Source organism: Actinomycetospora succinea (assembly GCF_004363095.1).
Classification (GTDB): Bacteria; Actinomycetota; Actinomycetes; order Mycobacteriales; family Pseudonocardiaceae; genus Actinomycetospora; species Actinomycetospora succinea.
On record NZ_SNYO01000004.1, the window covers coordinates 25,413 to 51,353 of the forward strand.

Annotated in this window: 22 protein-coding genes; 15 read left to right on the forward strand and 7 right to left on the reverse strand. The window is 75.0% G+C overall.

The features are described 5' to 3' along the window. Positions 1 to 9: 9 nt before the first annotated feature. The 8 genes from EV188_RS15260 to EV188_RS15295 all read left to right on the forward strand — a co-directional run bounded on the left by EV188_RS15260 (position 10) and on the right by EV188_RS15295 (position 8,677). Positions 10 to 1,041, forward strand: a complete 1,032-nt coding sequence (locus tag EV188_RS15260) for an LLM class flavin-dependent oxidoreductase (RefSeq protein WP_133827164.1) — start codon at positions 10 to 12, stop codon at positions 1,039 to 1,041. Beyond that, on the forward strand, positions 1,038 to 2,651 hold the full coding sequence (locus EV188_RS15265) for a long-chain-fatty-acid--CoA ligase (protein ID WP_133827165.1): 1,614 nt from the start codon (positions 1,038 to 1,040) through the stop codon (positions 2,649 to 2,651). Before EV188_RS15260 ends, EV188_RS15265 begins: the two co-directional genes overlap by 4 nt. Before the next feature lie 88 nt (positions 2,652 to 2,739). Continuing rightward, a complete protein-coding gene (locus EV188_RS15270) occupies positions 2,740 to 3,549 on the forward strand; it encodes an alpha/beta fold hydrolase (protein WP_133827166.1) in 810 nt (269 codons plus the stop codon). Then, positions 3,546 to 4,268, forward strand: coding sequence for an SDR family NAD(P)-dependent oxidoreductase (locus EV188_RS15275; RefSeq protein ID WP_133827167.1), 723 nt, complete (start codon positions 3,546 to 3,548; stop codon positions 4,266 to 4,268). Before EV188_RS15270 ends, EV188_RS15275 begins: the two co-directional genes overlap by 4 nt. 77 nt (positions 4,269 to 4,345) lie before the next feature. Continuing rightward, complete coding sequence (locus EV188_RS15280) at positions 4,346 to 4,762, forward strand: nuclear transport factor 2 family protein (RefSeq protein ID WP_133827168.1); 417 nt, start codon at positions 4,346 to 4,348, stop codon at positions 4,760 to 4,762. Positions 4,763 to 4,791: 29 nt separating this feature from the next. Further along, positions 4,792 to 5,877 carry an LLM class flavin-dependent oxidoreductase gene (locus EV188_RS15285; protein WP_133827169.1) on the forward strand — a complete coding sequence of 362 codons (1,086 nt, stop codon included), beginning with the start codon at positions 4,792 to 4,794 and terminating at the stop codon, positions 5,875 to 5,877. A gap of 81 nt (positions 5,878 to 5,958) precedes the next feature. Then, a complete protein-coding gene (locus EV188_RS15290; protein ID WP_133827170.1) occupies positions 5,959 to 7,797 on the forward strand; it encodes a GAF domain-containing protein in 1,839 nt (612 codons plus the stop codon). A gap of 100 nt (positions 7,798 to 7,897) precedes the next feature. Continuing rightward, on the forward strand, positions 7,898 to 8,677 hold the full coding sequence (locus tag EV188_RS15295) for an SDR family NAD(P)-dependent oxidoreductase (RefSeq protein WP_133827171.1): 780 nt from the start codon (positions 7,898 to 7,900) through the stop codon (positions 8,675 to 8,677). A gap of 5 nt (positions 8,678 to 8,682) precedes the next feature. On the opposite strand, the gene EV188_RS15300 is transcribed toward EV188_RS15295, so the two are convergent. Then, on the reverse strand, positions 8,683 to 9,933 hold the full coding sequence (locus EV188_RS15300; protein WP_133827172.1) for a glycoside hydrolase family 88 protein: 1,251 nt from the start codon (positions 9,931 to 9,933) through the stop codon (positions 8,683 to 8,685). 130 nt (positions 9,934 to 10,063) lie between these two features. Then, the gene (locus EV188_RS15305) at positions 10,064 to 10,270 is read right to left on the reverse strand and encodes a hypothetical protein (protein ID WP_133827173.1); all 207 of its coding nucleotides are present in this window, start codon (positions 10,268 to 10,270) and stop codon (positions 10,064 to 10,066) included. A gap of 216 nt (positions 10,271 to 10,486) precedes the next feature. Between EV188_RS15305 and EV188_RS15310 the strand changes: the two genes are divergently transcribed. Genes EV188_RS15310 through EV188_RS15320 form a run of 3 tightly spaced genes read left to right on the forward strand, consistent with a single transcriptional unit; the run spans position 10,487 to position 13,901 of the window. Beyond that, positions 10,487 to 11,635, forward strand: a complete 1,149-nt coding sequence (locus EV188_RS15310; protein WP_243741727.1) for an erythromycin esterase family protein — start codon at positions 10,487 to 10,489, stop codon at positions 11,633 to 11,635. Next, positions 11,632 to 12,360 (forward strand): 2-phosphosulfolactate phosphatase, encoded by a 729-nt coding sequence (locus EV188_RS15315; protein WP_243741728.1) that lies wholly within the window; start codon positions 11,632 to 11,634, stop codon positions 12,358 to 12,360. The genes EV188_RS15310 and EV188_RS15315 overlap by 4 nt, the downstream gene beginning before the upstream one ends. Before the next feature lie 26 nt (positions 12,361 to 12,386). Continuing rightward, positions 12,387 to 13,901 (forward strand): HNH endonuclease signature motif containing protein, encoded by a 1,515-nt coding sequence (locus EV188_RS15320; RefSeq protein ID WP_133827175.1) that lies wholly within the window; start codon positions 12,387 to 12,389, stop codon positions 13,899 to 13,901. Between the two features lie 113 nt (positions 13,902 to 14,014). Here EV188_RS15320 and EV188_RS15325 read toward each other — a convergent pair whose 3' ends face one another. Continuing rightward, complete coding sequence (locus EV188_RS15325) at positions 14,015 to 14,452, reverse strand: GNAT family acetyltransferase (RefSeq protein WP_208114216.1); 438 nt, start codon at positions 14,450 to 14,452, stop codon at positions 14,015 to 14,017. Positions 14,453 to 14,704: 252 nt separating this feature from the next. On the opposite strand from EV188_RS15325, the gene EV188_RS15330 reads away from it, so the two are divergent. After that, complete coding sequence (locus tag EV188_RS15330; RefSeq protein ID WP_133827177.1) at positions 14,705 to 15,874, forward strand: hypothetical protein; 1,170 nt, start codon at positions 14,705 to 14,707, stop codon at positions 15,872 to 15,874. A 6-nt stretch (positions 15,875 to 15,880) separates the two neighbouring features. Here EV188_RS15330 and EV188_RS15335 read toward each other — a convergent pair whose 3' ends face one another. The 4 genes from EV188_RS15335 to EV188_RS15350 all read right to left on the reverse strand — a co-directional run bounded on the left by EV188_RS15335 (position 15,881) and on the right by EV188_RS15350 (position 21,627). Further along, positions 15,881 to 18,112, reverse strand: a complete 2,232-nt coding sequence (locus EV188_RS15335) for an FUSC family protein (protein WP_133827178.1) — start codon at positions 18,110 to 18,112, stop codon at positions 15,881 to 15,883. Between the two features lie 81 nt (positions 18,113 to 18,193). Further along, the gene (locus tag EV188_RS15340) at positions 18,194 to 19,249 is read right to left on the reverse strand and encodes an SEC-C domain-containing protein (protein ID WP_133827179.1); all 1,056 of its coding nucleotides are present in this window, start codon (positions 19,247 to 19,249) and stop codon (positions 18,194 to 18,196) included. Between the two features lie 33 nt (positions 19,250 to 19,282). Next, on the reverse strand, positions 19,283 to 20,395 hold the full coding sequence (locus EV188_RS15345; protein WP_133827180.1) for an acyl-CoA dehydrogenase family protein: 1,113 nt from the start codon (positions 20,393 to 20,395) through the stop codon (positions 19,283 to 19,285). Then, positions 20,392 to 21,627, reverse strand: coding sequence for an acyl-CoA dehydrogenase family protein (locus EV188_RS15350; protein ID WP_243741729.1), 1,236 nt, complete (start codon positions 21,625 to 21,627; stop codon positions 20,392 to 20,394). The genes EV188_RS15345 and EV188_RS15350 overlap by 4 nt, the downstream gene beginning before the upstream one ends. Before the next feature lie 412 nt (positions 21,628 to 22,039). On the opposite strand from EV188_RS15350, the gene EV188_RS15355 reads away from it, so the two are divergent. From EV188_RS15355 to gmd, 3 genes are read left to right on the forward strand one after another with little or no spacing between them, the layout of a single operon-like run. Beyond that, positions 22,040 to 23,524, forward strand: a complete 1,485-nt coding sequence (locus tag EV188_RS15355) for a sugar transferase (protein ID WP_133827182.1) — start codon at positions 22,040 to 22,042, stop codon at positions 23,522 to 23,524. Positions 23,525 to 23,545: 21 nt separating this feature from the next. After that, a complete protein-coding gene (locus tag EV188_RS15360) occupies positions 23,546 to 24,880 on the forward strand; it encodes a glycosyltransferase family 4 protein (RefSeq protein ID WP_243741730.1) in 1,335 nt (444 codons plus the stop codon). Further along, on the forward strand, positions 24,877 to 25,923 hold the full coding sequence (gene gmd / locus EV188_RS15365; RefSeq protein WP_133827183.1) for a GDP-mannose 4,6-dehydratase: 1,047 nt from the start codon (positions 24,877 to 24,879) through the stop codon (positions 25,921 to 25,923). Before EV188_RS15360 ends, gmd begins: the two co-directional genes overlap by 4 nt. The last annotated feature ends 18 nt before the right edge of the window (positions 25,924 to 25,941 follow it).

The window sequence follows — 25,941 nt, forward strand, 5'->3', positions numbered from 1 at the left end:
ATCGGGCGCATGGACAACCGCGAGGTGGCGTTCGGGCTCTGGTACGACTTCCGCAACCCCGTGCCGGACCGGCCGTTCAGCACGTTCTACCGCCAGACCCTCGACCAGATCGCCCAGGCCGAGGAGCTCGGGCTCGACTCGGTCTGGCTCACCGAGCACCACTTCTGCGACGACGGGTACACGCCGTCGCCGTTCACCCTCGCCGCCGCGATCGGCGAGCGGACCCGGCGGATGCGGATCGGCACGAACCTCATCGTGTCGCCGCTGCACGACCCGATCCGGCTCGCCGAGGACGCCGCGACCGTCTCGCTGCTCACCGGCGGGCGCTTCGACCTCGGGGTGGGCCAGGGCTACTGGGTGCGCGAGTTCGAGGCGTTCGGCAAGAACATCAAGAACCGTCCCAGCCTGCTCACCGAGGGCGTCGAGATCATCCGCCGCGCCTGGTCCGGGTCGAGCGAGCCCTACGAGGGCAAGCGCTACCGGTTCCCGGCGCTGCCCGTGACGCCGGTGCCCGAGCAGACCCCGCAGCTGCTGGTCGGCGCCATGGCCGACCCGGCGATCGAGCGCGTCGCGCGCATCGGGGACGGCTTCCTGTCCACGCAGAACCACCACCACGAGGTCTACCTCGACGCCCTGGAGCGCCAGGGCACGCCCCGCGAGAACGGCCGCATCTACGCCGGGCAGTGGGCGCTGATCGCCGAGGACCCGGAGCGCGAGTGGGCCGAGATCGGGCCGCTGGTGCTCGAGCAGCTCAACACCTACATCTCCTGGGGCGCGTTCGGGCCGCCGGACGCGACGCCCCGCTTCGCCGACCCCGACCAGATCGTCGCCGCCGGCGCGTTCACGCTCTGGGACCCCGCGACCGCGGTCGACGAGCTCACCGCGATGCTCACCGCGCGCCCCCAGATCCGCGACGTGCACTTCTGGGCGCAGCTGCCCGGCGAGTCCGTCGACCACGGGTCGCGGCGCGTCGAGCTGCTCGCGACGCAGGTGGCGCCGGCCGTGAAGCAGCGCCTGGCGAAGCCCGGAGCCATGGCGTGAGCCTGCTCGTCACCACGTTCCTCGACCGCGCCCGCGACCAGAGCCCCGACCGCGAGATCGTCGACTACGTCGACGGCACGTGCGTGCGCCACAGCACCTACCGCGAGTACGACGCGCGCGTGCGCCGCCTCGCGGGGGCGCTGCGCGAGCTCGGCGTCCGGCCGGGCGACCGCGTGGCGACGCTGGCGGGCAACCACCACCGCCACCTCGAGCTGTACCTCGCCGTGCCGCTGGCCGGCGCCGTGCTGCACACGGTGAACCTGCGCCTCGAGCCCGCCGAGATCGCCTACGTCGTCGACCACGCCGACGACACCCTGCTGTTCCTCGACGCGGCCCTGCGCCCCGCGGCCGCGCCCGCCCGCGCGGCCCGGCCGGGCATGCGCGTCGTCGCCCTCGACGGCGACCCGGAGCCGGGGGAGCTGCGCTACGAGGACCTCGTGGCCGGCGGCGACCCCGTGCACGACCCGCCGCCGCGCGGCGACGACGACCTCGCCGCCCTCTGCTACACGACCGGCACCACCGGCGCGCCCAAGGGCGTCGGCTACACCCACCAGGCGCTCTACCTGCACACGATGGCCGCGGGGCTCGCCGACGGGCACGCGATCAGCCGCCGCGACCGCGTCGTGCACCTCGTCGCGATGTTCCACGCCAACGCCTGGGGCGTCCCGTTCGCCGCGCTCATGGCCGGCGCCGACCAGATCCTGCCGGGGCCGTCCCCGCGCGTCGCCGACGTCGCGACGATCATCGAACGGGAGCGCGCGACCTACCTCGGCATGGTCCCGACCCTCGCCGTCGACCTCGTCGCGCACGCCCGCCGCACCGGCGCCGACCTGACCAGCCTGCGCGCCCTCGTGCTCGGCGGCTCGACCCCGAGCCGCGAGCTGATCCGCGCGATCGAGGAGGACCTCGGCGTCCCGGCGTTCCAGGGCTGGGGGATGACCGAGACCTCGCCGATGGCGACGTTCTCGCGCCCCGATCCCGACGCTCCGCCGGCCGAGCGGTACGCGCAGATCCAGATGCAGGGGCGCCTGCTGCCCGGCCTGCAGTGGCGCCTGGTCGACGAGGACGGCGCGACGGTGCCGCACGACGGCGTCTCCCGCGGGGAACTGCTCCTGCGCGGGCCGTGGGTCGCGAGCAGCTACTACCGCGGCGAGCGGCCGGAGGCGTTCGTCGACGGCTGGCTGCGCACCGGCGACGTCGCGACGATCGACGCCGAGGGGCGGCTGCGCGTGGTCGACCGGACCAAGGACCTCATCAAGAGCGGCGGCGAGTGGATCAGCTCGCTGGCCCTCGAGGCGGCCCTGCTCGAGGCGCCGGGCGTCGCGGACGTCGCCGTGGTCGCGGTGCCGCACGAGCGCTGGCAGGAGCGGCCGGTCGCGGTCGTGGTGGCCGACGGCGCCCTCGACCCCGACGCCGTCCTCGCCGCCCTCGACGGCCGCGTGCCGCGGTGGTGGCGCCCCGACCGCGTCGAGGTCGTCGACGCCCTGCCGCGCACGAGCGTCGGGAAGGTCGACAAGCGCGGGCTGCGCGAACGGCTCGCGGGTGGGGTTGGAGGAAGCCACAACGCCACCGCCGCCGACTCCTCCCCGGTGTCCCCGGCCCCTTCCTAGGTTCCACCGAGCACGAGCCCCATGTGAGCGGAATTCCCGGCTATCGCCGGGAATTCCGCTCACGTACGACCAGCAGCAGGAGGACGACGTGGCACACCTCGAGGTCGAGGACGGCCGGCGGATCTACTTCGAGCACCACGCCGGGGAGAAGCAGCCGGTGGTGCTCGTGCACGGCTGGGGTGTCACGGCGCGCGCGTGGGACACCATCGCGCCGGCGCTGCGGGCGGACGGGCACGAGGTCGTGCTGCTCGACTCGCGCACCCACGGGCGCTCCGACAACGACTTCGTCGACGTCTCGATCGCCGCGATGGGCTCCGACGTCGCGCGGCTCTGCGAGCACCTCGGGCTGCAGCGCCCGGTCGTCAACGGGTGGTCGCTGGGCGGCGCGGTGGCCGTCGACGCCGTCGCCCGGCTGGGCGCGAACGCGGGCGGGCTCGTCCTCACCGGCGGCGCGACGCCGCGCTACACCGCCGCGCCCGACTGGCCGCACGGCGGCACCGTCGACGACGTCGAGGCCGTGCTCGCGGGCGCCGCCGCGGACCGCGCGACGACCTTCAAGGGCGTCGCCCAGGCGGTGTGCGCGGTGCCGGTGAGCACCGAGGTGATCGACTGGATGTGGGGCATGTTCATGGAGATGGGGCCGCGCGGGGACGAGGCCATCCGCGACCTCGCCGGCCTCGACCAGCGCAAGACGATCAGCACGCTCGAGGTGCCCGTCCTGCTCCTGCACGGGCGCAACGACGGCTTCGTCGCCTTCTCGGGCGCCGAGGCCGCGGTCGACCTGTACCCGGACGCGCGCCTCGTCCCGTTCGACGCCAGCGGCCACGCCCCGCACCTCGAGGAACGCGACGCCTACCTCGCCGAGCTGCGGACCTTCCTGGCCTCGACGGGCCGGTGACCGTGACCCGGGGGTGGCTGGTCACCGGGGGGACCCGGGGCATCGGGCGGGCGGTCGTCGACCACGTCGCGAAGGCGGGCGGGGCGGTCGCCGTCCTCGCCCGCACGCCGGCCGACGAGCCGTACGCGTCCGACGACGTCCTGGAGATCCCCACGGACGTCACCGACGGCGCGGCGGTCGAGGACGCGCTCGCCCGGGCGCGCGAGCACCTCGGGGGCCTCGACGTCGTCGTCAACTGCGCGGGGGTGCACCGCGGCGGGCGCATCGCCGACCTCGCGCGGCGCCGCTGGGACGAGGTGCTCGCGACCAACCTCACCGGCGCCTACGAGGTCTGCCACGCCGCGGTGCCCCACCTCGCCGAGGGCGCCGCGATCGTCAACGTGGGCGCGGTCGTCGGGTTCCGGGGCTTCCCGGGCGACAGCGCCTACGCCTCGGCGAAGGCGGGCCTGGCGGGGCTGACGAAGTCGCTGGCGGTCGAGCTCGCGCCGGCGGGGGTGCGCGTCAACCTCGTCGTGCCGGGCTTCGTCGACACCGCGATGACCGCCGGCCTCTCGAGCGCGGCCCGGAGCCGGATCGTCGCCGCGATCCCCGCCGGGCGGACCGGCAGCGCCGAGGAGATCGCCGACGTCGTCGTGGCCGTGGCGGGCGCGAGTTACATGACCGGCGCCGTGGTGCCCGTCGACGGCGGGCTGATGGCGACGTTCGGCGGGACCGGATGAGCGCCCTTGTGCGGACCTCCAACGGTGACGAGGTCGTGACGTTCCGTCGCCCGGACGTCGTTCCTAGCGTCCGGGACATGAGCACCGCGACGCAGAGCAAGGAAGCCGCCAACAAGGCCGTCGTCACCGAGTTCATGGAGGTGTTCTCCCGGGGCGACGTCGACGCGATCCTCGCGTTCCTCACCGACGACGCGACGTGGTGGGTCGCGGGGACGATCGAGGGGATCTCGGGGGAGAAGGACAAGGCCGCGTTCGGCGAGATGCTCGCCGGCCTCTCGACGCTGTCGACGACCGGCGCGATCGGCCTGACCCCGAAGGCGCTGACGGCCGAGGGCGACCGGGTGGCCGCCGAGACCGAGTCGTACGCCGAGCTCACCAACGGCCGCGTCTACAACAACCACTACCACTTCGTCTTCGAGCTCTCCGACGGCCGCATCCGCCGCGTCAAGGAGTACCTCGACACCGAGCACACGCGCGCGATCTTCCTCGGCTGATCTTTCACCCGCACTCAGGAGGTACACCCATGGACGTCGGCGTCCTGCTCGTCTTCCAGAACTGGTTCGCAGACAAGACCGACGAGGAGGTGTTCCGCGGGGACGCCGAGCTCGGGGTGCTCGCCGAGCAGTACGGTTTCGACTCCGTGTGGTCGGCCGAGCACCACTTCGACGACTACTCGATGTGTCCCGACAACCTGCAGATCATGTCGTACCTGGCCGGGCGCACCGAGCGGGTCAAGCTCGGCACCGGCGCGGTGATCCTGCCGTGGAACGACCCGCTGCGGGTGATCGAGAAGGTGATCATGCTCGATCACCTGTCGAACGGGCGCGTGCTGTTCGGCATGGGCCGCGGCCTGGCGAAGATGGAGTACGAGGCCTTCCGCGTCGACATGGGGGAGGCCCGCGGGCGCTTCGACGAGGCCGCCCCGATGATCATCAAGGGGCTGCAGGACGGCATCGTCGAGCACGACGGGACCCACTACCACCAGCCGCGAACCGCCGTCCGGCCCGGGCCGAGCCGCTCGCTGGACGGGCGCCTGTTCGGCGTCGCGATGTCGCCCGACTCGATCCCGGCGATCGCGTCGCTGCCCGTGCAGATGATGACGTTCATGCAGTACGACATCGCCACGCACGCCCAGGCGATCGACCGGTGGCGCGGGCTGCACCGCGAGCACCACGGCACCGAGCCCGGCCCGCCGCTGCTCCAGGACTTCACCTACTGCCACGAGGACCCGGACGAGGCGAAGGCCGTCGCCCACGAGTACATCTCGCGGTACTTCCTGTCGGTGATCAAGCACTACGACTTCGCCGGCTCGCACTGGCGCGAGACCCCGGGCTACGAGGCGTACCAGGTCGGGGCGGACATGATCCGCGAGGCGGGCATGGAGACCGCGGCGAGCGCCTACGTCGACGCCAACGTCTACGGCACGCCGGAGCAGATCATCGGCAAGTACGAGGAGCGGCGCGACGCCGTCGGCGACTTCATGGCCAACCTCGCCTTCTCCTACGCCGGCCTGCCCTACGACAAGGTGCACGCGAGCATGAAGCTGTTCGGGGAGAAGGTCGTGCCCGAGCTGCACAAGATGCGGACGAAGACCCCGGCGGCTGTCTGACGCGCAGTGACCCCTCCCGTTCGGCGCGTCCCGCAGGGCACACTCGGCCTGCGGGCGCGTCGACGGGGAGGCGGTACCGGGATGGGTGGTCTCGCCGTCGCGCGCCCGGATCCGGACTCCGGCCCGCGCGAGCGCGAGGTCATCGCCGCCTTCGCCGACATCACCACCGAGGCCATCACCGCCACCCGCCTCGAGGACCTGCTCGCGCTCGTCGGGCAGAAGCTGTGCCACCTGCTCGGGGTCGGCCGGTGCTCGGTCTACATGCGCCAGGACGACGGCCGGTTCCGCGGCGCCGCGGGCTGGTGCGGCGACGACGGCAACATCAGCGCCGCCGTGCAGGCCCAGGAGGCCGGCATCCCGGGCGACGCCTTCAGCCGCGAGGTCATCCGCAGCGGCGCCCCGGTGCTGATCAGCGACGTCCGCAACGACCCCCGCCCGCACCGGCGCACGATGGAGCACTGGGGCGTGCGGGCGATGCTCGGCGTGCCGCTGGTGTTCGACGGCGACGTCATCGGGCTGATCTTCGTCGACAACGTCGCCCGCGAGCACGAGTACACCGACGACGAGGTCGCCCTCGGCGAGCTGTTCGGCGGCCTCGCCGCGCTCGTCGTCCGCCAGGCGCTGCAGGCCGCCCGGCTCGCCGCGCAGGCCGAGGAGCTCGACCGCCAGAAGCGCATGCTCGAGTTCCTCGCCGACGTGCACGCGAAGCTCACCGGCGCCGTCCTCGAGGGCGCCGACATCCGCGCCGTCGTCGAGCTGCTCTCCGACCTCGCGGGCGCCCCGGTCGCCCTGCTCGACGAGGACTTCGCGGTGATGACCTGGACCGCGCCGAGCGCGCTGCGCGCCGGCCCGCCGTCGGTCGGCGAGCGGGCCCGCGACCGTCCCGCGCTGCGCACGGCGCTGGCAGATCTCTCGGCGGCGCGGCCGAGCACGGTGCTCGAGCCGTCGTCGCTGACCGGGCTGGGCCGCCGCCACGTCGTCTGCCGGCTGATCGTGGAGGGGCGCCCGAGCGGCTACCTCGCCGTCGTCGAGGCCGGGCGGGCGCTCGGGGACCTCGACACCAAGCTCGCCGAGCGCGGCGCCACCGTCCTCGCGCTGCAGGTGCTCTCCGAGCGGCGACAGATCGAGGCCGAAGGCCAGGCGCGCGACGACTTCCTCTCCGACCTGCTCAACAACCACCGCGACGTCACCCAGCTCGCCCGCCGCGGCCTGCCGTTCGGCGTCGACCTCACCGAGCCGCACGTCCTCGTCCGGCTGACGGTGGAGAGCGGCGAGGGCCACCCGCACGCGTCGGTCGCGCGCCGGCTGGTCGTCAGCGACCTCGCGCTGCGCCTGGGCACCGACGAGCCGCCCGCGACGACGCTGCCCGGCGCGGTGGTCGTGCTCGTGCGGCTCGGGTCGGCGACGCCCGACGAGGTCCGCGCGCACGTCGCCGCCGTCGCCGACGCCCTGGTGCTGCGGGTGCGCATCCGCGGCGGGGTGGTGTCGGCGGTGTGCCGCGGGCCGGAGGAGTTCCCGCGCGCCCACCGGGAGCTGCGCGAGATCGAGGAGCTGGCGCGGTCGTTCGGCTGGTCGCGCCGCGTCGTCACCGTCGACGAGCTGGGCCTGTTCCGCGTCGTCGTGTCCAGCGGGCGGGTGAAGGAGGCCGTGCGGTTCGCCGACGAGCTGGTGCGGCCCGTGCGCGACCACGACGGCGCCGACGGGGCGCTGCTCCCGACTTGGCGGGCGTTCCTCGCCGCCGAGGCCCGGGTGCAGCGCGCGGCCGCCGACCTCGGCGTCCACGAGAACACCGTGCGCTACCGCCTCGGCCGCATCCGGGAGATCACCGGCAAGGACCCGGCGGCGCTGGACACGCTGCTCATCGCCCGCGTGGCGTTCCAGATCCTCGAGCTCGCCGGGTGGTTCCGCGAGGCGCCGTGAGGTTGTGGCGGTCTCCAACCGCCGCGTGGTCCGGTCCTGTCGGGGGAGGCGGGGGCGCGGGTCGACTGGGGTCGTCGTCCCCGTCCCCGGGAGGTAACCCGTGACCTCGGTCCCCGATCCCCGCACCGCGTCGCTCGCCGGCTCGGTCGCCCTCGTCACCGGCGCCGCGCAGGGCATCGGCCGCGCCACCGCCCTGCGCCTCGGCTCCGAGGGCGCGCACGTCGCCTGCGCCGACATCCAGGACACCGCCGACACCGTCAAGCAGATCGAGGCCGACGGGGGCACCGCCCGCGCCGTCTGGGTGGACGTTCGCCGTGGCGACGCCTGGACCGACGCCGTCGCCGACGTCGAGGGTGCGTTCGGGCGGGTCGACCTGCTCGCCAACGTGGCCGGCGTCGTCAACCTGCTGAGCGAGGACACCGTCACCGGGCTCACCGAGGAGGCCTGGGACGAGGTCATCGCGACCGACCTCAAGGGCCCGTGGCTCGGGATGCGCGCCGTGATCCCCGGGATGATCGAGCGCGGGGGCGGGCGGATCGTCAACATCTCGTCGCTCGCGGCGCTGCGCGGGCTGCCGAACCTGGCGTCCTACTCGGCGGCCAAGGGCGGCGTCGCGGCGCTGACCCGGCAGGCGGCGTTCGAGTACGCGGGCCGGAACGTGCTGATCAACGCCATCGCGCCGGGGACGATCGACACGCCGATCCTCGCCGACATCACGCCCGAGATGAAGCAGGCCAACGCCGACGCCCACCTGATCCGCCGCCTCGGGCGCCCGGAGGAGATCGCGTCGATGGTGGCCTACTTCTTCCGCGAGGGCGCGTTCCTCACCGGCCTGACCTACCCCGTCGACGGCGGGTGGTCGGTGAAGGGCAACTTCTAGCGCTGCTATCCCGTGCCGAGCTGGGCGGTCGGCCCGACCTGGCGCGCCCAGCGGTTCAGGGCCTCGACGAAGTAGTAGTCGCCGAACAGGATCCCGGAGTCCTGCTGGCCCTCGGGCAGGTTCTGCGTGCCGTGCAGCAGGATCGAGCGGAACGGGGTGTCGCGCGCCAGGTAGGCGGGCGACGACAGCGACGCCAGCATCCCGCGGGCGCCGTCGACGTCGGCGGACTTCCGACCCGGGTCGGCGTCCAGCTCGTTCATCGCGAGCAGCGCGCTCGCGGTGACGGCGGCCGCCGAGGTGTCGCGCGGCTCGGGCGGCGCCTGCGGGACGTCGAAGTCCCAGTAGGGGACGCGGTCGGGCGGCAGGTGGCCGAGGAACCAGTTGGCGGTGCGGTGCGCGGTGTCGAGATACGCCGGGTTCCGCGTGTAGCGGTAGGCCATGGCGAACCCGTAGGCGGCCCACGCCTGCCCGCGCGCCCACGTCGAGTCGTCGCGGAAGCCCTGCATCGTGTACGTGCGCTGCAGGGCGCCCGTGCGCTGGTCGTAGCCGCCGAACATCGACGTGCTGCCGTCGGGGCGCACGAGGTCGCGCATCGTGCGGTCCGCGTGGCGGTTCGCGATGTCGGCGTACTGCGGGCGCCCGTTCTGCGCGGCCCAGTACAGGAGCTCCAGGTTCATCATCGCGTCGATGTTGACCTGGTACTTCTCCTCGTCGTCGCGGTCGTCCCAGACGCGGATCATGCCGACGGTGGGGTTGAACCTCGCGGCCAGCGTGTCCGCCGCGGCGAGCGCGGTCTGCTTGGCGCCCTCGTCGCCGGTGAGCTGGTGGTCGACCGCGAACGTCATGAACATCTTGAAGCCGAGGTCGGTGTCGTCGTGCGTCGTCTCCGCGGCCAGCGGCGCCTGCCAGCGCTCGGCGCGCTCACGCCACGCAGGATCCTGGGTGCGCTCGTAGACCCGCCACAGGGCCGCGGGCAGGAAGCCGGCGGTCCAGTCGTCGGCCTCCTTGGTCAGCCACGTCCCGTCCGGGTTCGTGCGGACCGGGTAGGCCGGAGGCGCGAGCGTGTCGGCCGTCGCCGCCAGCTGGGCGTCGGCGAAGGTCGTCGGATCCGCCGTCGGACCTTCCGACGGTGCGGCGTCGCGGGCCTGCGCGGCCGGCACCGGCTGCGTCGGCTCCGGTGGAGCCGGCGGCGAGCTGCAGCCGGCCGCCACCGCGGCGGCGAGAACGAGGACGACCCACGTCCTGCGTGACGACATCGGCGAACCCCCCCGGATCGCTCCGACCGGTCTTCCCGGTCGGGCGCCGGACGCTACTCGGGCGTCGCGGGCGGGCTCGCGAGGGGCTCGGCGTGGTCGGCGTGCGCGGCTCGCGAGGGGCTCGGCGTGCTCAGCTCGCGAGGGGCGAGCGGCGCTGCGCCGGCGTGGCCGGCGCGTCGCTGTTCTGACGGCGCTGCATGGGGATGCTCGCGACGATCGCGCTGCGACGGCGGGCGCGCTGCACGGCGGCCGCGCGGTCGGCCTCCTCGCGCCACGCGGCGACGGTCTGCTGGTCGCGCGTCCCGCGGCGGGCCATGCCCACCAGCGGCGTGGCCACCCACGCAGCGGCACCGACACCGACAGCACCCACAGCAGCCAGAACGCTCATGTCATCCCCCGACGAATCCCCGACGCTCCCCCGATGGAACGTGATGCCTGGTCGTCGCGGGGGAGGGCCCCGTCGTTAACGGTCGTGCGCCACGCCACCCGAACGGTTGAAAGCTGGACCTCCGGGTGGCCGGAATCGGGTCGACGTGCCGGGGATCCTGGGGCCGTGACACTCCCTCCCGCGGTGCGTCCGCGGTCCGTCGACGACTCCGCCGCCCTCGACGAGATCGTCGGCGACGCGCCCCTCGTCGCGATCGGCGAGAACAACCACGGCGTCCGCGAGTTCGGCGAGCTCCGCGAGCGGCTCGTGCTGCACCTCGTGCGCGAGCGGGGGTTCGGGGTGGTGGCGATGGAGTCCGGGTTCGCCGAGGGCGCGCTGGTCGACGCGTGGGTGCAGGGTGCTGATGGGGCGTGGGACGACGTGGCGCGCGACGGCTTCACGTTCCGCGCGGGGGACCACGCCGAGATGCGCTCGCTGGTGCATGCGCTCCGGTCGTTCGCGGCCGGCGGCGGGTCCGTGCGCGTCGCCGGGCTGGACATCCCGGGGTCGGGCGGGTCGCCGGAGCCGGCGCTGCGGCGGTTGCGGGATCTCGTCCCGCCGGAGGTGGTCGACCGGGCGCTGGAGGCGACCGCGGCGTACGCGTCGGCGAACAACGGGCTCGCGCCCGGGCGGTGGTCGGGGCTCTCGGTCGCGGCGCAGGACGCGGCGACCGCGGCATCGGCGCGGCTGTTCCTGGCGGCCTCCGGCGACGACCTCGCCCGGCACCTCGCGCTCGGGGCGCTGCGCCTCGACGAGCAGCTGCGCGAGTTCGCGGTGCTCTTCGCGCCGGACCCGCCGGCGCGCGTGGTGTCGTCGCGCGACGCGTACATGGCCGAGACCGCGCGGTTCCTGCGCGCATCCGGGGAGAAGGTCGTGCTGCTGCTGCACAACGGGCACGCCCAGCGCGTCCCCTTCGCGTTCATGCCGGGGGTGAGCGCGCCGTCGGCGGGGACGCTGCTCGCCGAGGCCTACGGCGAGGACTACGTGGTCGTGGGGCTGACGGCGGTGGGCGGGTCGACGACCGGGCTCGCTCTCGACGAGACGGCGCGGCACGGGATCGTGCTGTCGTCCGAGCCGCTGGGGGAGCCGGCGTCCGGCAGTGTGGAAGAGGCGGTCGTGGACGCCGGGCTCGGCGCGGAGCCGGTAGTGCTGGACCTGCGCCCGGCGCGCGGTGCCCCCGGCCCGACCAGCATCCGGCACGCGACGACCCACATCCCGGTCGACGTCGCGGCGGGGTACGACGCGGTGGTCTGCCTGCCGACGCAGACGCGGTGAGCCTCTCGGTGCGGCTCGAGTGGGGACCGGTCGGCGCCGCGGCGGTCACCGCCGGGTGCGACGTCGCGGTCGTCGTCGACGTGCTCAGCTTCACCACCTGCCTGAGCGTCGCCGCCGACCGGGGGGTCGAGGTGTGGCCCTGGGCTCGCGTCGACGACCACGCCCGGGAGCTCGCCCGGTCCCGCGACGCCGTGCTCGCCGTCCGGCGGGCGGAGGCCGGGCCGGGGCAGGTGAGCCTGTCGCCGGCGACGATCCGGGCTGCCCCGGTGCTGCGCCGGCTCGTGCTGCCGTCACCGAACGGCTCGACGATCAGCGCGACGCTGGCCGAGCGTGGCGTGCCGGTCGTGGGTGCGAGCCTGCGCAACCGGGTCGCGGTCGCCCGGTGGCTGCGGGCCCTCGGGGGCGACCCGGTCGTCGCCGTGGTCGCGGCCGGCGAGCGGCGGTCGGACGGCAGCCTGCGTCCCGCTGTCGAGGACCTCTGGGGTGCTGGTGCGGTGATCAGCGGCCTCGTCGCCGGCGGAGACGTCACCCTGACGCCGGAGGCCCGGTCGGCAGCCGCCGCCTTCGACGACGTCGAGGGCGACCTCCCCGCGGCGCTCCACGCCTGTGCCAGCGGGCGGGAGCTCGACGACCTCGGGTTCCCGCACTACGTCGACGTCGCCGCGGAGATCGATCTCGGGACGGCCGTCCCGGTGCTCCGGGCGGGTGCGTTCGCGGCGAACTGAGACGGTCTCAGCGAACGGGACCGGCGTTGTCGGGGGTCGGCGCTATATTCGAACACATGAGCGAACGCCGGGTCGGGCAGGGCGAGCGCGACGCGCTCGACGGTGCTCGCACCGAGATGATCGCTCAACGCCGGGCCTACTTCCGCCGCCTCCAGAAGGTGGCCGAGATCGCCGATCTCGGGATCGCGGTGGACCACGGTTACCGGTCGACCGAGTCGCTGATCGCCGACCGGGACAACCTCGATTACCCCGATGCCAAGAGGCTCGTCGCGGAAGCGGCGGACCTGTGCGCCCGCTCCTCGTTGCTGGGGGAGCCGCTGCCGGCGCGGTTGCCGTGCACGGGTGCTGCGCTGGCTGCCGGGATGGTCGACCCGCAGCATGTGAAGATCATCCGGGAGACGATGGCCCACCTCGCGGGCCTGGCGTCCCCGCCGCCGCCGGATGAGCTGGCTGGGGTGGAGAAGGCCCTGGCGGGGCACGCGCAGGTGTTCGCGCCGCGGGTGCTGCGCCAGCTCGCCAAGGCGTTCATCGACGGCTACGACCCCGACGGCGCCGCCCCACCCGAGGGCGAGAACACCCGCGACGAACTGCGGTTCCTGCGCCGCAAGGACGGCTCGCTGGTGTTCAAGGGCACCTTGCACGACCCCCTGGACGCCGAAGCCGCGGTCGAGGTGTTCGGAGTCCTGTCCGAGCGAGCCGGGGCGGACGACGAACGCTCCCTGGAACGGCGCCAAGCCGATGCGTTCAAGGACCTCACCCAGGACGCCCGTGGCCCGAATGGTCTCGCCACCGACGCCCGCAAGGAACAGCACGACACCGACGCTGCCGCCGATGCGACCGACGAAGAGGACCGCTCCGCCGGCACCGACTCGAGCGACGCCCAGGCCAGCGAGGAAGCCGGCAACGGCGCGACGGACGACGGCGAGGCGGACGGCGGCGAGGCGGACGGCGGCGATGCACCGGGCGAGGCATCGGGCGAGGCGCCGTTGGCGTTGATCCCCGAACCCCGCCGCGCCACCACGGAGAAGGGCTGGACCGAGCGACCCGGCCGCGCGCTGCTCACGATCACCATCGACCACCGCTGGCTCTGCGAGGCACTGGAGGGCAAGGGCGGCTACGACGCGCTGGACTCCGGGCACCACGTCGACGCCGCCACGGTCCGACGGTGGGCCTGCGACGCCGAGATCATCCCCATGGTCCTCGGCGCGAAATCAGAACCCCTCGACGTCGGCCGCACACAACGCACCGCGCCCGATGCCATTCGCCGCGCCTTGAACCACCGCGACGGCGGCTGCGCCTTCCCCGGCTGCACCCGCAGACCACGACGCTGCGAAGCCCACCACGTCCGAGAATGGCTCCAGCACCGCGGCGCGACCGCATTGGACAACATGTGCCTGCTCTGCCGGCACCACCACCAGCTGCTCCACCACGGCCACTGGACCATCGAGATGATCAACGGTCGGCCGTGGTTCACCCCGCCCTGGATCATCGACACCGAGCGACGACCCCGTCCCGGCGGACGACCCCGGGTCCCGACCTGATCGCGGAACGCTTCGGAAACCGAAGCGTTCTGGTCGAGACGTCGACGCTGCCCGGGGTCGGACGCTCCGTGGCTCGCTGGCCGCGTCCTGGCATGGTCACGGGGCGCTCGCGGTCAGCTCACGCCAGGGCGATCGATCCGGCGGGCGAGGACGAGGACGTCGGAGCGTGTGTAGCCGAGTCGTCGGTAGAACCCGGCTGCGTCGGCGTTCTCGGTCCGCACCATGAGTTGCAGCTTCGGCACACGTCCGGTCAGCCACCGCTCGGCGCCGACCATGAGGGCCCGTCCGATGCCGCGGCGCCGCCGGCGCGGTGTCACGGCGAGGTAGTAGACCCAGCCGCGGTGTCCGTCGTGACCGACCATCACCGTGCCCAGGAGGGGCTCGTCGGGCGTGCGGTCGTCGTCCATGGCGGCGAGCACCGTCGACGACGGACCGTCGAGCGCCCGGGCGAGATCAGCGACCGGGTCGTTCCAGGGTCGGGTCAGACCCGCTGCGTGCCAGAGCGCGACAGCGTCGTCGCACCGGTCGATCGGCAACGTCTCGATTAGCACCGCGGCGACGCTACTGATGCTCGTGGATCGTCGGGCCACCGCGAGTGTGAACGAGCGACGTGGCGGGCACGCCGAGGGCGAGACAGGACAGCGCGATCACCGCGCTCCCCTCGGCCCGTCGAGATGGTGGCGGGACGTCATCACTTCCCGAGATCGCGACGATGGCCGAGGCCTCCCCACCGTGCCGGTGTGCACGGCTGCTCCCGGTCGTCTGCGCGCGATCTCCCCCGTTCGTGCCAGGAGAGATCTGCCATGACGTCCACGCTGCCTCCACCCCGGGAGGCGCCCGACACCACCACCGACACCCCGACCCGCACCGTCGGCCTGCTCGCCGACCCCGGCCTGCCGACCAAGCTCGCCGAGCAGGTCGCCGCCGACCTCCCCGAGCTGCTCGCCCACCACCTGCCCGGACGCGCCTGGCGGGTCGAGACGGCCGAGGGGCCGGTCGGCCTGGACTCCGAGGGTCTCGTGCCGATGTTCCGCACCGGCTGCGAGCACCAGCGCCGGCACGGCTGGGACGTCGTCGTCATCGTCACCGACCTGCCGCGGCGGGCGGGCACCGAGCCCCTCGTGTCCGACTTCGGGTCGGACGACGGGGTCGGCCTCGTCTCGGTCCCGGCGCTGGGCGCGGTCGCCCTGCGCCGTCGGCTGCGCGCCGCCGTCGTCGACCTGCTCGAGCACGGCCTGGCGGAGCCGTCGGCCGTCGCGAGCCCCGCGCGGCGGGGCCTGTTCGCGCCGCCGATCTGCCGGATCGCCTCGGAGCACGAGGGCATCGACAGCCACCTCGCGCTGCGCGGGACACGGGGGCGCCTGCGCCTGCTCGCCGGGATGGTGCGCAGCAACCGGCCGTGGCGCCTCGTGCCGAGCCTGTCCACGGCGCTCGCCGCCGCGGCGGCCGGTGCCGCGTTCGGGATCTTCTACTCGAACATCTGGGAGCTCGCGAACGCTGCGGGCCCGGGGCGGCTGGCGCTCATCGCGGTGCTCGCGGTCGCGGCGATGAGCAGCTGGCTGATCGCCGACAACAAGCTCTGGGAGCGCCCGCGGTCGCGCCGGCTGCGCGACGAAGTGCACCTCTACAACGCGGCGACGACGTCGACGATCGTGCTCGGCGTGGTCTGCTGCTACGCGCTGCTGCTGGCGCTGGCGGGGTCCGCGGCGGCGGTCGTCATCCCGCCGTCGTCACTGGCGGAGACGGTCGGGCACCCGGTCGGTCCTGCGGCGTACGTCGCGATCGCGTCGATGGCGACGTCGATGGGCATCGTCGCCGGCGCGGTCGGGTCGGGGCTCACGGCTCCCGAGGACGTGCGCGCCGCCGCCTACAGCACCCGCGAGCAGCAACGACGCGCCCGCCTCGACCACGAGGACGAGAGCGCGGCCGAGGACGAGACCGCGGCGCAGGACGAGAGCGTGCCGTCCGCCTGACGCCCGTCAGGCCGGCTGCGGCCGCCGGCGCCGGGCGGCGGCGCGGGGCGACGGTACGGCCGGGGCGAGGACGACGCCGAGCGCGGCGAGATCGTCGGCGAGCCAGCCCAGGCGGCCCCAGGCGTCGGCGAGCCGGAGCGTCTCGCGCGGGTGCTCGCGCCGACCCGGGGCCGCGGCGAGGGCGCGCAGGGCGCGGTCGAGGAAGTCCTCGGGCACGGCGAGCACGGCGGCCGGGGTGCGGCCCTCGGACAGCGCGGTGGCGACGGTCGCGTAGCCGTCGGCGAGGGCGCGGGCGTCGTCGCGCAGGCGGTCGACGAGGTCGGGCCAGCGGTCGGGGAGCCACGGGGCGGCGGGGTCGAGGTCGTCGAGGGACGTGCGCGCGGTCCGGACGGCGCGGTGCACGACGCCGAGCACGACGAACCAGTCGACGTCGCCCTCGTGGCGAGCGCGGCGCTCGGAGCGGTACTGCAGGAACGTCGCCTCGAAGAGCAGGAGCCAGTGCTCGGCGGGCTTGAGGTTCGTCGCCACGTCCTGGCGAGAGCCGGTCCCCGCGAGCCACGACGCCGACGCGGCGACGAGGGCGGCGGTCGCGCGCAGGCACCGGGCGGCGTCGCGACGCACCTCGCCGTGCCCGCCCGCGGGCCAGACCGCCGCGCCGACCCCGATCCCGATCACCGCGCCGACGGCCACGTCGACGAGCCGCACCCCCGCCAGCGACGGCGCCGCCGGGGCGAGCTGGGCGAACAGCACGGCGACGAGGACGGTGAAGCTCGCCTGCCCCGCGATCATCCCGAACACCTGGCCCGCGCCGACCGCGACCACGCACAGCACCGGGAACAGCACCGCGTAGACGACCGTCTCCGGGCCCGCGACCGCCAGCAGCCCCGCGGCGAGGAGCGCGCCCAGCGCCGTCCCGGCGATCGCGGGCAGGAGCGTGGCGCGCGTCGACGTCACCGACGTGCGCATGAGCGTCAGCGTCGCGAGCAGCACCCACAGCCCGTGGGACAGGTCGAGCCCGCCGGCGACGAGGCGGGCCAGCGCGAGCCCGACGCCGAGGCGCAGCGCGTTCTGCAGGTACACCGACCGCAGCGAGAGGTGGGCGTCGATCCGCCGCCACCACAGCGCCGGGGCCGGGGCGGTGGCCCACCAGGCGAGCTCCGCCGAGGTCGGGGCGCAGTGGCCGCGCGGGTTCACGACGATGTCCGCCGCCTGAACGGCCACGCGCACGGCGGAGAGCGTCTGGCCGACCACGACGGCGGCGCGCGCGTGGGCGGCCGTCATCTCGCCGTCGGCGAGCCCGGCGATCGAGTCGAGGCGGTGCTCGGTGTAGGCGAGGCGCTCGGCGTCGAGGTCGGCGTTGTCGGGCACGGTGCCCCGTCCCCGGAGCGCGTCGGCCGTGCGGCGCAGGGTCGTCGCGGTCGCGGTGAGCGCCGGCCCGGCGTCCACCGGGACCCGCGGCGTGCCCGCGCCCAGGAGCGCGTCGATGCGGCCCTGCACCCCGCGCAGAGCGGCGCCGAGGTGGGACAGGCCGCGGTCCTCGAGGCTCGGGCCGGTCGGGCGGACCTCCCAGGGCGTCCCCGAGAGCTTCAGCCGGTCGGTGGCGTGCGTGGCCGCGGCGCGGCGGGCCGGCAGCGCGGCGGTGTCCCCGGCCCCGACGGTCTCGAGCAGGTCGGCGAGCGCCCGGGCGGCGGCCGCCGCCCGGCAGCCGTAGGTCTCGACGGGCCGGGGCGGCCAGAGCGTGCGGTCGGCGAGCGCGAGCAGCGCCACCCCGAACACGAAGCCGAGCACGCGCGCGGGCAGCGTGTCGGGGGCGAAGGGCGGGAACGACGGCAGGATGTAGATCAGCTGCAGGCCGTTGGCGACGCCCGCGAGCCGCGGTCCGCCGATCGCGATGAACGCGACGACCACGCCGACGACGAGCATCCCGAGCGACGCCATGATCGTGCTGCCCGCGAGCAGCGTCCCGATGGCGAGCAGGACCGTCCCCACGAGGAGGCAGCCGACGAGCGTGCGTGTGCGCTGCCGCGGCGTCCCGACGACCTGCGAGAGCACGCCGAACCCGATCGCCCCGAACACCGCGTAGGTCGCCGCGGTCGGGCTGCCGAAGGCGTACCGGCAGACCATGAACACCACGGTGGCGACGAGGCCGACGCGCAGCGCGCGGCGGGACGCGCCCAGCCCCGGGTCACGACGCAGGAGCCAGCGCACCGCCCGGCGCCCCGTGCTGTGATCGGCCACCGGCCGAGTGTGCCGCTCCGCCCGCCGGACTCCCAGCCTCCGCACGGCCCGTGCCGGCGCGGGCACGCGCTGTCGAGGACGTCAGCGAGCGCGCTTCCGTGCGCCGGTGCCGCGCTTGATCACGCGCTCCGACGATGTCGACACCGGGGCCGGGGCCTCGACCGGGGCCGGGACCTCGACCGGGGCCGGAGCCGGCTCCACGGGCGCAGCGGGTGCGGGGACCTCCGCCCGTCCGCGGGGCAGGCAGCACTTCTTGTACTTGGTCCGCGACCCGCACCAGCACGGGTCGTTGCGGCCCGGTGGCCAGGCGAGGGCGAGGCCGACGGGGTCGGCGTCGCTCGTCTCGTCGAGCATCGCCGTGACCAGCGCGGATGTGGCGACCTCGACCACGAGGGCCTCGCCGTCGGCGTCCGCGGCCTGCAGCTCGCCCTCGACGAGCGCGCGGTGGGCGTCCCAGTCGCGCCCGTACTCGTCGGCGAGCTCCGGCTGCGCGGCGAGGAGCCGGGCGAGCTCGGTCTCCGGGAAGAACACCAGATCCGGGGCGGCGTCGATCTCGTCGGCCAGCGCGTCGTACTCGTCGGGCGGAAGCCCGAGGTCGGCGCGGACGGCTCGGCGCTGCCCGAGCAGCTCGTCGACCAGGTCCGCGGCGTCGAGCTGCCCCTCGGACCCGTCGGCGAGCCGCTCCTCGCGCTCGATCGCGGTGATCATCGCCGCGCTGAGCCACTGCTCGGCGATCTCGCCGTGGCCGTTCTCGGTGAGCGCCTCGCTGATCGGCCGCACCGCGCGGGGCTCGCGGAGCAACAGGGGGCGCAGCGTCGTGAGCGCGGCCATGCCCTCGTCCTCGCGCCCGAGGCGCAGCAGGCGCTCGGCGTGGCCGCCGTGGATCCAGTACGCGTCGAGCGTCCCCGCGCCGGCCGCGACCGAGCGGGCCGAGAGCTCGACGGCCTCGTCGTGGTCGCCGGCCTGCTCGCGGGCCTCGGCGGCCAGGCTCAGCGCGTAGCCCGCGTCCTCGGGGTCCGCGAGCCGCCCCTCGTCGACGGCGGACACCAGCTCGTCGGCGTACGGGCGCGGGTCCCGCGCGCGGACGGCGTCGGAGCCGAGCCCGTCGAGGTCCGTCGTCGTCAGGAGCGGGGCCACCGGGTCACGGTAGGCCCCGCTCCCGACGACGGGTCAGGCCGGCAGGTCGACCAGGTCGGCGAGCACGGTGCGGTGGTGGTCCGCCGACCCCAGCACGAGCGCGTCGGCACGCGCGCGCTTGAGGAACAGGTGCGCCGGGTGCTCCCACGTGAACCCGATGCCGCCGTGGAGCTGCAGGCCGTCCTCGGCGGCGAGCAGGGCCACCTCGGAGCAGTGCGTCTGCGCGACCGCCGCGGCGACCGGGAGGTCCGGCGACCCGTCGGCCGCGCAGCGCGCCGCGTACCGGGCCACCGCGCGGGCCTGGGTGATCGCGACCCAGAGGTCGGCCAGCCGGTGCTTGAGCGCCTGGTACGACGCGAGCTGGCGGCCGAACTGGTGGCGGTCGCGCAGGTAGGCGACGGTGTCGGCGAGGCAGCGCTCGGCGAGCCCGAGCTGTTCCGAGGCGAGGACCGCGGCGCCGACCTGGAGCGCGTGGTCGACGTCGGCGCCGGTCACGATCCGCGCGGGCGCCCCGTCGAACGTGACGTCGGTGAGGCGCCGGGTCATGTCCAGGGACTCCGACGTCGTGCGCGTGACCCCGTCCCCGCCCCCGTCAGCTCCGGCCTCGACGACCGCGATCTCGGTGGCGGAGACCGGCACCAGCAGCACGTCGGCCGTGACCGCATCGACGACGGCGGTGACCGTGCCGGCGAGGAGGTCCCCGGCGCCCTGCCGCTCGACCACCGGCACCGGGCGGCCCGCGCCGCGGGTGGCGCCGACGACCAGCACGGCGGTGCGCTCGCCCCCGGCGACCGACGCGAGCAGCTCGTCCTCGGCCGTCCCGAGCAGCAGCGCCGTCGCCACCGCGGTCCCGAGGAAGGGCACGGGGGCGACGGCGCGGCCGAGCTCCTCGGCGACGACCGCGACCTCGCGCCACGACGCCCCGGCGCCGCCGCGCTCCTCGGGCACGGCGAGGCCGGCGACGCCGATCTCCTGGGTGAGCCGCTTCCAGAGGTCGGTGTCGACGGCGTCGTCGGTGTCGGTGCGCCGCAGCACGGCGTCCCAGGGCGCCTGCTTCTCGACGAGCGCGCGGACGCTGGCGCGCAGGTCGTCCTCGACGTCGGAGTAGAGGAGGTCGCCGGTCTCGGGAGTAGCAGGGGCGCTCATCGCGGCAGGTCCTTCCACGGCACGTCCTTGTCGGCGCGGGCCTCGGCGGGCAGGCCGAGCACGCGCTCGGCGACGACGTTGCGGAGGATCTCGGTGGTGCCGCCCTCGATGGAGTTGGCGCGGAAGCGCAGGTAGCGCCAGCCGGCGTCGCGGCTGCCGTAGTCCTCGACCTCGGGGCGGCGCTCGGTGTAGTCGGGGTAGCGCAGGCCGTCCTCGCCACGCAGCTCGAGCTCGAGGCTCGAGCACTCCTGGTTGAGGCCGGCGTAGGTGATCTTCACGCCGGACCCCTCGGGCCCCGGCTGGCCGGCGGCCTGCTGCTGACCGAGTCGCTCGGCGGTCAGGCGCGCGGCCTCGGTACGGACCCAGAGCCGCAGCACGCGGTCGTGGAGCCCGGGCGTGCGGGCCTCGGGGTGCTCGCGCCACCGCGCGGCCAGGGCGCCGACGGCACCGCTCTCGCGGGGCAGCGTGCCGCCGCCGATGGCGACCCGCTCGTTCATCAGCGTGTACTGCGCGACGGCCCAGCCCTGCCCGACCTCGCCGAGGCGCTGGTCGTCGGGGACGCGGACGTCGGTCAGGAAGACCTCGTTGAACTCCGCCTCGCCGGTGATCTGCCGCAGGCCGCGCACCTCCACGCCGGGCGCGGTCATGTCGACGACGAAGTACGACAGGCCGCGGTGCTTGACCGCCTCGGGGTCGGTGCGGGCGAGGATGATGCCCCAGCGGGCGTGGTGGGCCATGGAGGTCCACACCTTCTGCCCGTTGAGCACCCACGCGTCGCCGTCCCACACCGCGCTGGTGCCGACGCCCGCGAGGTCCGACCCGGCGCCGGGCTCGCTGAAGAGCTGGCACCAGATGTCCTCGCCGGTCCACAGCGACGGCAGCCACCGCTGCTTCTGGGCGTCGTCGCCGAACCGCAGGATCGTCGGCGCGGCCATGCCGAGGCCGATGACGTTGAGGCGCGGCCGGTTCTCCGGCGCGCCCGCGCGCGCGAACGCGGCGTCGACGGCGGTCTGCAGGCCGTTCTCGGCGCCGAGACCGCCGAGGCCGGCCGGGTAGTGCACCCAGGCCAGGCCGGCGGCGAAGCGCGCGCGGAGGAAGTCGGCGGCGTCGGTGCCCGCGGGGTCGTGCTCGGCGAGGAACTCCTCGACCCGCCGCGCGAGGGCGGCGGCGTCCGGAGGGCTGTCGGAGACGGAGCGGAGCGGAGCTCGACCATCCTGCTCAGTAGTCGTCACCCCTGCACCCTGCGTCGCCGGCCCGCCCCTGTCGAGTCCTGCCGGGCCCCGGAGCTGATCACCCGCACGGGTGTTCCCCCGATCACCTCGGCGGGGCGCCGCCGGGGCCGCCGCGCGCCGCGGGCGATCACCGCCCCCATGACGGCGTTCCGGGGCCGACGACCCCATCGGGTGAAGAACCGGGCTTCTCGCGACACGTTCCCGGGGGTCGCGCGTCGGATCGGACCCGGACGGGGCGATGACGCCACATCGTGTCCGCGTGTCGCCGTTCTGTTACCCCGAACGGACCCAGAAGGAACGCACTCAGCGCTCGCAGTTACGACAACTGGCTGTAGCGCTCTCCCTCGATCGCCCGATGCGCCCTCCAGAAGGTCCGGGGTCGCCGACCACCGGCAGCGAGGGAGGGGTGTTGATGAGCAGCGAAGCGGAGGTCGTGCGGTCCGTCCCGGGACGGTCCGCGACGACTCCGGCGACCCCGGGGGGCTGGCCCGTCGCGGTCGCCGACCGCCCGGCGCGCCACCGCCACCGCGCGGTGCTGCGCCGCGCGGCGGTCGTCCTCGACGCCGTCACGGTCACCGGGGTCACCGGCGGCGCCCTCGCCGTCGCCGGCGCGACCCCGACGACCCTGACCCTGGCCGGCGCGACCGTCGTCGCCGAGCTCGGCGGCCTGGCGATCGCCCGCGCCTGGGACCCCTGCGCCATCGGGGCCGGCGGCGCCGAGTTCTCCCGCCTGGCCCGCGGCACGGTCACCGCGACCGTCGCCGTCGCCCTGCTCGCCCTCGTGCTGACCGCGAGCGGCGCGCCCGGCACCGTCGGCCAGGCCTGGGCGCTGCTCGCGGTCCCGGCCACCGGGGTCGCCGCCGCTCTCGGCCGCACGGTCCTGCGGCTCGCCGTCGCCCGGGCCCGCCGGCGGGGCCGCTTCACCGCCCGCGTGCTGGCCGTCGGCACCCCCGCCGCCGTCGCCGACCTCGCCGCCCGCACCCGCCGCGTCCCCGCCCACGGCTGGGAGGTCGTGGCCGCGTGCACGTCCACCGGGACGGGACGCGAGATCGCCGGCGTGCCCGTCGTCGGTGACCTGGACGCGGTCGCCGCCGAGGTCCACCGGACCGGCGCGGAGGTCGTCGCCGTCGCCCCGTCGCCGGGCTGGACCCCGCGGCGCCTGCACGAGCTGGCCTGGCGCCTCGAGGGCCTCGACGTCGACCTCGTCGTCGACCCGGGCCTCATGGAGATCGCCGGGCCGCGCCTGCACGTCGCGCCCGTCGACGGCCTGCCGCTGCTGCGCCTGCGCCCGCCGTCGTTCCGCGGCGGACCGCACGCGGTGAAGGCGGTGATCGACCGCGTCGTCGCGGCGCTCGCCGTCACCGTGCTCGCACCGGTGTTCCTCCTGCTCGCGGTGCTCGTGCGCCGCGACGGCGGGCCGGTGTTCTACCGCCAGGTCCGGATCGGTCGCGACGGCCGCCCGTTCGCGATGGTCAAGTTCCGCTCGATGGTCGTCGGCGCCGACCGGGTCCGCCCCGACGGCGAGCACGACGGCGCCGGGCCCCTGTTCAAGCTGCGCGCCGACCCGCGCGTCACGCCGATCGGCACCGTGCTGCGGCGCTGGTCGCTCGACGAGCTCCCGCAGCTGTTCAACGTCCTCGGCGGCTCGATGTCGCTGGTCGGGCCGCGCCCCCCGCTGCCCGAGGAGGTCGGCACCTACGCCGAGGACGCCCGCCGGCGGCTGCTCGTCCGGCCCGGGCTCACCGGGCTCTGGCAGGTCAGCGGCCGCTCGGACCTCTCCTGGGAGGACACCGTGCGCCTCGACCTGCGCTACGTCGAGAACTGGTCGCCCGCCCTCGACCTGCTGATCCTCGCCCGCACCGTCTCCGCCGTCGTCAGCGCCCGCGGCGCGTACTGAATCGCCTGAGGAGCACCCACCGTGTCCGCTGAAGCCCTCGAGCCGAGCGCCCCGCCGTCGCGCCGGCTCAACGTCCTGATCCTCGGCCTCAACCACGCCCCGGAGACCACGGGGATCGCCCCGTACACGACCGGCCTCGCGCAGATGCTCGCGGCGGACGGTCACGCGGTGCACGTCGTCACCGGGATGCCGCACTACCCGCAGTGGCGGGTGGCCGACGACTACCGCGGCGCGCGCCGCCCCCGCCGCGAGCGCGCCGGCTCGGTGCGCATCACCCGCGTGCCGCACCCGGTGCCCTCCCGCCCGACCGGTGCCTCGCGCATCGGCATGGAGGCGGTGTTCGCGCTGCGCGCGGCGATGGTGCGGGGCCCGCGCCCGGACGTCGTCCTCGCGGTCAGCCCGGCGCTGCTCTCCGTGGGCGCCGCCCGCTGGGTCGCCCGCACCTGGGGCCGCGGCTGCCCGGTGGGCGTCGTCGTCCAGGACCTCTACGGCGCCGCCGTCGCCGAGGCCGGCGCGCTCGGCGGCCGGGGCGCGGGGTCCGTCGCCCGCCTCGAGCACCGCCTGCTCGCCGGCGCGGACGGGGTCGTCGCCGTGCACGACGTGCTGCGCGACGCGCTGCTGCGCGCGGGCCTGCCGACCGAGCGCGTCACGACGATCCGCAACTGGACGCACCTCGACGAGCAGCCCGACACCGACATCGCCGCCGCCCGCCGCGAGCTCGGCTGGCCGCAGGGCGAGGCGGTGGTGCTGCACGCCGGCAACATCGGCGCCAAGCAGGGGCTCGACGGCGTCGTCGAGGCCGCGCGCCTGGCCGACGCCCGCGGGCTGCCGCTGCGGTTCGTGCTCCTCGGCGACGGCAACCAGCGCGCCCGGCTCGTCGAGGCCGCCCGGGGCGTCGAGCGCTTCACGGTCGTCGACCCGCTGCCCGCCGACGCCTTCCGCACCGCGCTCGCCGCCGCGGACGTGCTCCTGCTGCACGAGCGCCCCGAGGTCGCCGAGATGTGCGCGCCGAGCAAGCTGACCAGCTACTTCGCCGCCGGCCGCCCGGTGCTCGCCGCGACCAACGCGGCCAGCGCCGCCGCCCGCGAGGTCCGTGCCGCCGGCGCGGGCCCGATCGTCACGCCCGGCGACCCGGCCGCCCTCGTCGAGGGCGCGCTCGCGCTGGTCGCCGACCCCGAGGCCGGCGCCCGGCACGCCGCGTCGGCCCGCCGCTACGCCACCCGCTCCTACGGCGCCGACGCCGCGCACGCCCGCTACGGGGCGTGGGTCCGCGATCTCGCCGACGGCCGCACCACCGCCACCGACCAGCACGACGTCGCCGACGTCCTCACCCTCACCCCGCAGGAGATCTCGTGAAGACCGCCTTCATCACCGGCATCACCGGTCAGGACGGCTCGTACCTCGCCGAGCTGCTGCTCGCGAAGGGCTACGAGGTGCACGGCCTGCTGCGCCGCTCGTCGTCGTTCTCGACGGGCCGGCTCGACCACCTCTACGTCGACCCGCACGAGGCTGTCGAGAAGGGCGTCCGGCTGTTCCTGCACTACGGGGACCTGACGGACTCGTCGCGCCTGGTCACGCTGCTCTCGCGCATCCGGCCCGACGAGGTCTACCACCTGGGCGCCCAGTCCCACGTGCGCGTCAGCTTCGACGAGCCCGAGTTCACCGGCGACACCACGGGGCTGGGCACCATCCGCCTGCTCGAGGCGATCCGCATGATCGGGCTGGACACGCGCTACTACCAGGCGTCGAGCTCGGAGATGTTCGGCGCGACCCCGCCCCCGCAGAACGAGGACACCCCGTTCCACCCGCGCAGCCCGTACGGCGCGGCGAAGGTCTACGGCTACTGGGCCGCGCGCAACTACCGCGAGGCCTACGGCCTGTACGCGGTCAACGGGATCCTGTTCAACCACGAGTCCCCGCGCCGCGGCGAGACCTTCGTGACCCGCAAGATCGCCCGCGCCGCCGCCCGCATCGCGCTGGGCCACGAGCGCCTGCTGCACCTGGGCAACCTCGACGCCGTCCGCGACTGGGGCTTCGCGCCCGAGTACGTCGAGGGCATGTGGCGGATGCTCCAGGCCGACACCGCCGACGACTACGTGCTGGCCACCGGCACCGCGTACACCGTCGGCGACTTCGTCCGGCTGTCGTTCGAGCACGTCGGCCTGGACTGGCGCAACCACGTCCGCTTCGACGAGCGCTACCTGCGCCCCAGCGAGGTCGACGCCCTCATCGGCGACGCGTCGAAGGCGCGCGAGCGCCTCGGCTGGACGCCGCGGACGTTCACCCCGGAGCTGGCCCGCGTGATGGTCGACGCCGAGCTCGCCTCCCTCGAGGGCCCGACCGCCACCGTCACCCCGCTCCCGGTGCTCGGTTTCGACCGGCCCGTGCTCGCCAGCTGATCCCGACTCCCGAGAACA

What these genes read in the sequence shown, in the direction of transcription:
- EV188_RS15300 (WP_133827172.1), bottom strand. Translation starts at nt 9,933, where the DNA reads ATGTCGTCACGCAGGACGTGGGTCGTCCTCGTTCTCGCCGCCGCGGTG.
- EV188_RS15285 (WP_133827169.1), top strand. Translation starts at nt 4,792, where the DNA reads ATGGACGTCGGCGTCCTGCTCGTCTTCCAGAACTGGTTCGCAGACAAG.
- EV188_RS15290 (WP_133827170.1), top strand. Translation starts at nt 5,959, where the DNA reads ATGGGTGGTCTCGCCGTCGCGCGCCCGGATCCGGACTCCGGCCCGCGC.
- EV188_RS15330 (WP_133827177.1), top strand. Translation starts at nt 14,705, where the DNA reads ATGACGTCCACGCTGCCTCCACCCCGGGAGGCGCCCGACACCACCACC.
- EV188_RS15280 (WP_133827168.1), top strand. Translation starts at nt 4,346, where the DNA reads ATGAGCACCGCGACGCAGAGCAAGGAAGCCGCCAACAAGGCCGTCGTC.
- EV188_RS15345 (WP_133827180.1), bottom strand. Translation starts at nt 20,395, where the DNA reads ATGAGCGCCCCTGCTACTCCCGAGACCGGCGACCTCCTCTACTCCGAC.
- EV188_RS15355 (WP_133827182.1), top strand. Translation starts at nt 22,040, where the DNA reads ATGAGCAGCGAAGCGGAGGTCGTGCGGTCCGTCCCGGGACGGTCCGCG.
- EV188_RS15260 (WP_133827164.1), top strand. Translation starts at nt 10, where the DNA reads ATGGACAACCGCGAGGTGGCGTTCGGGCTCTGGTACGACTTCCGCAAC.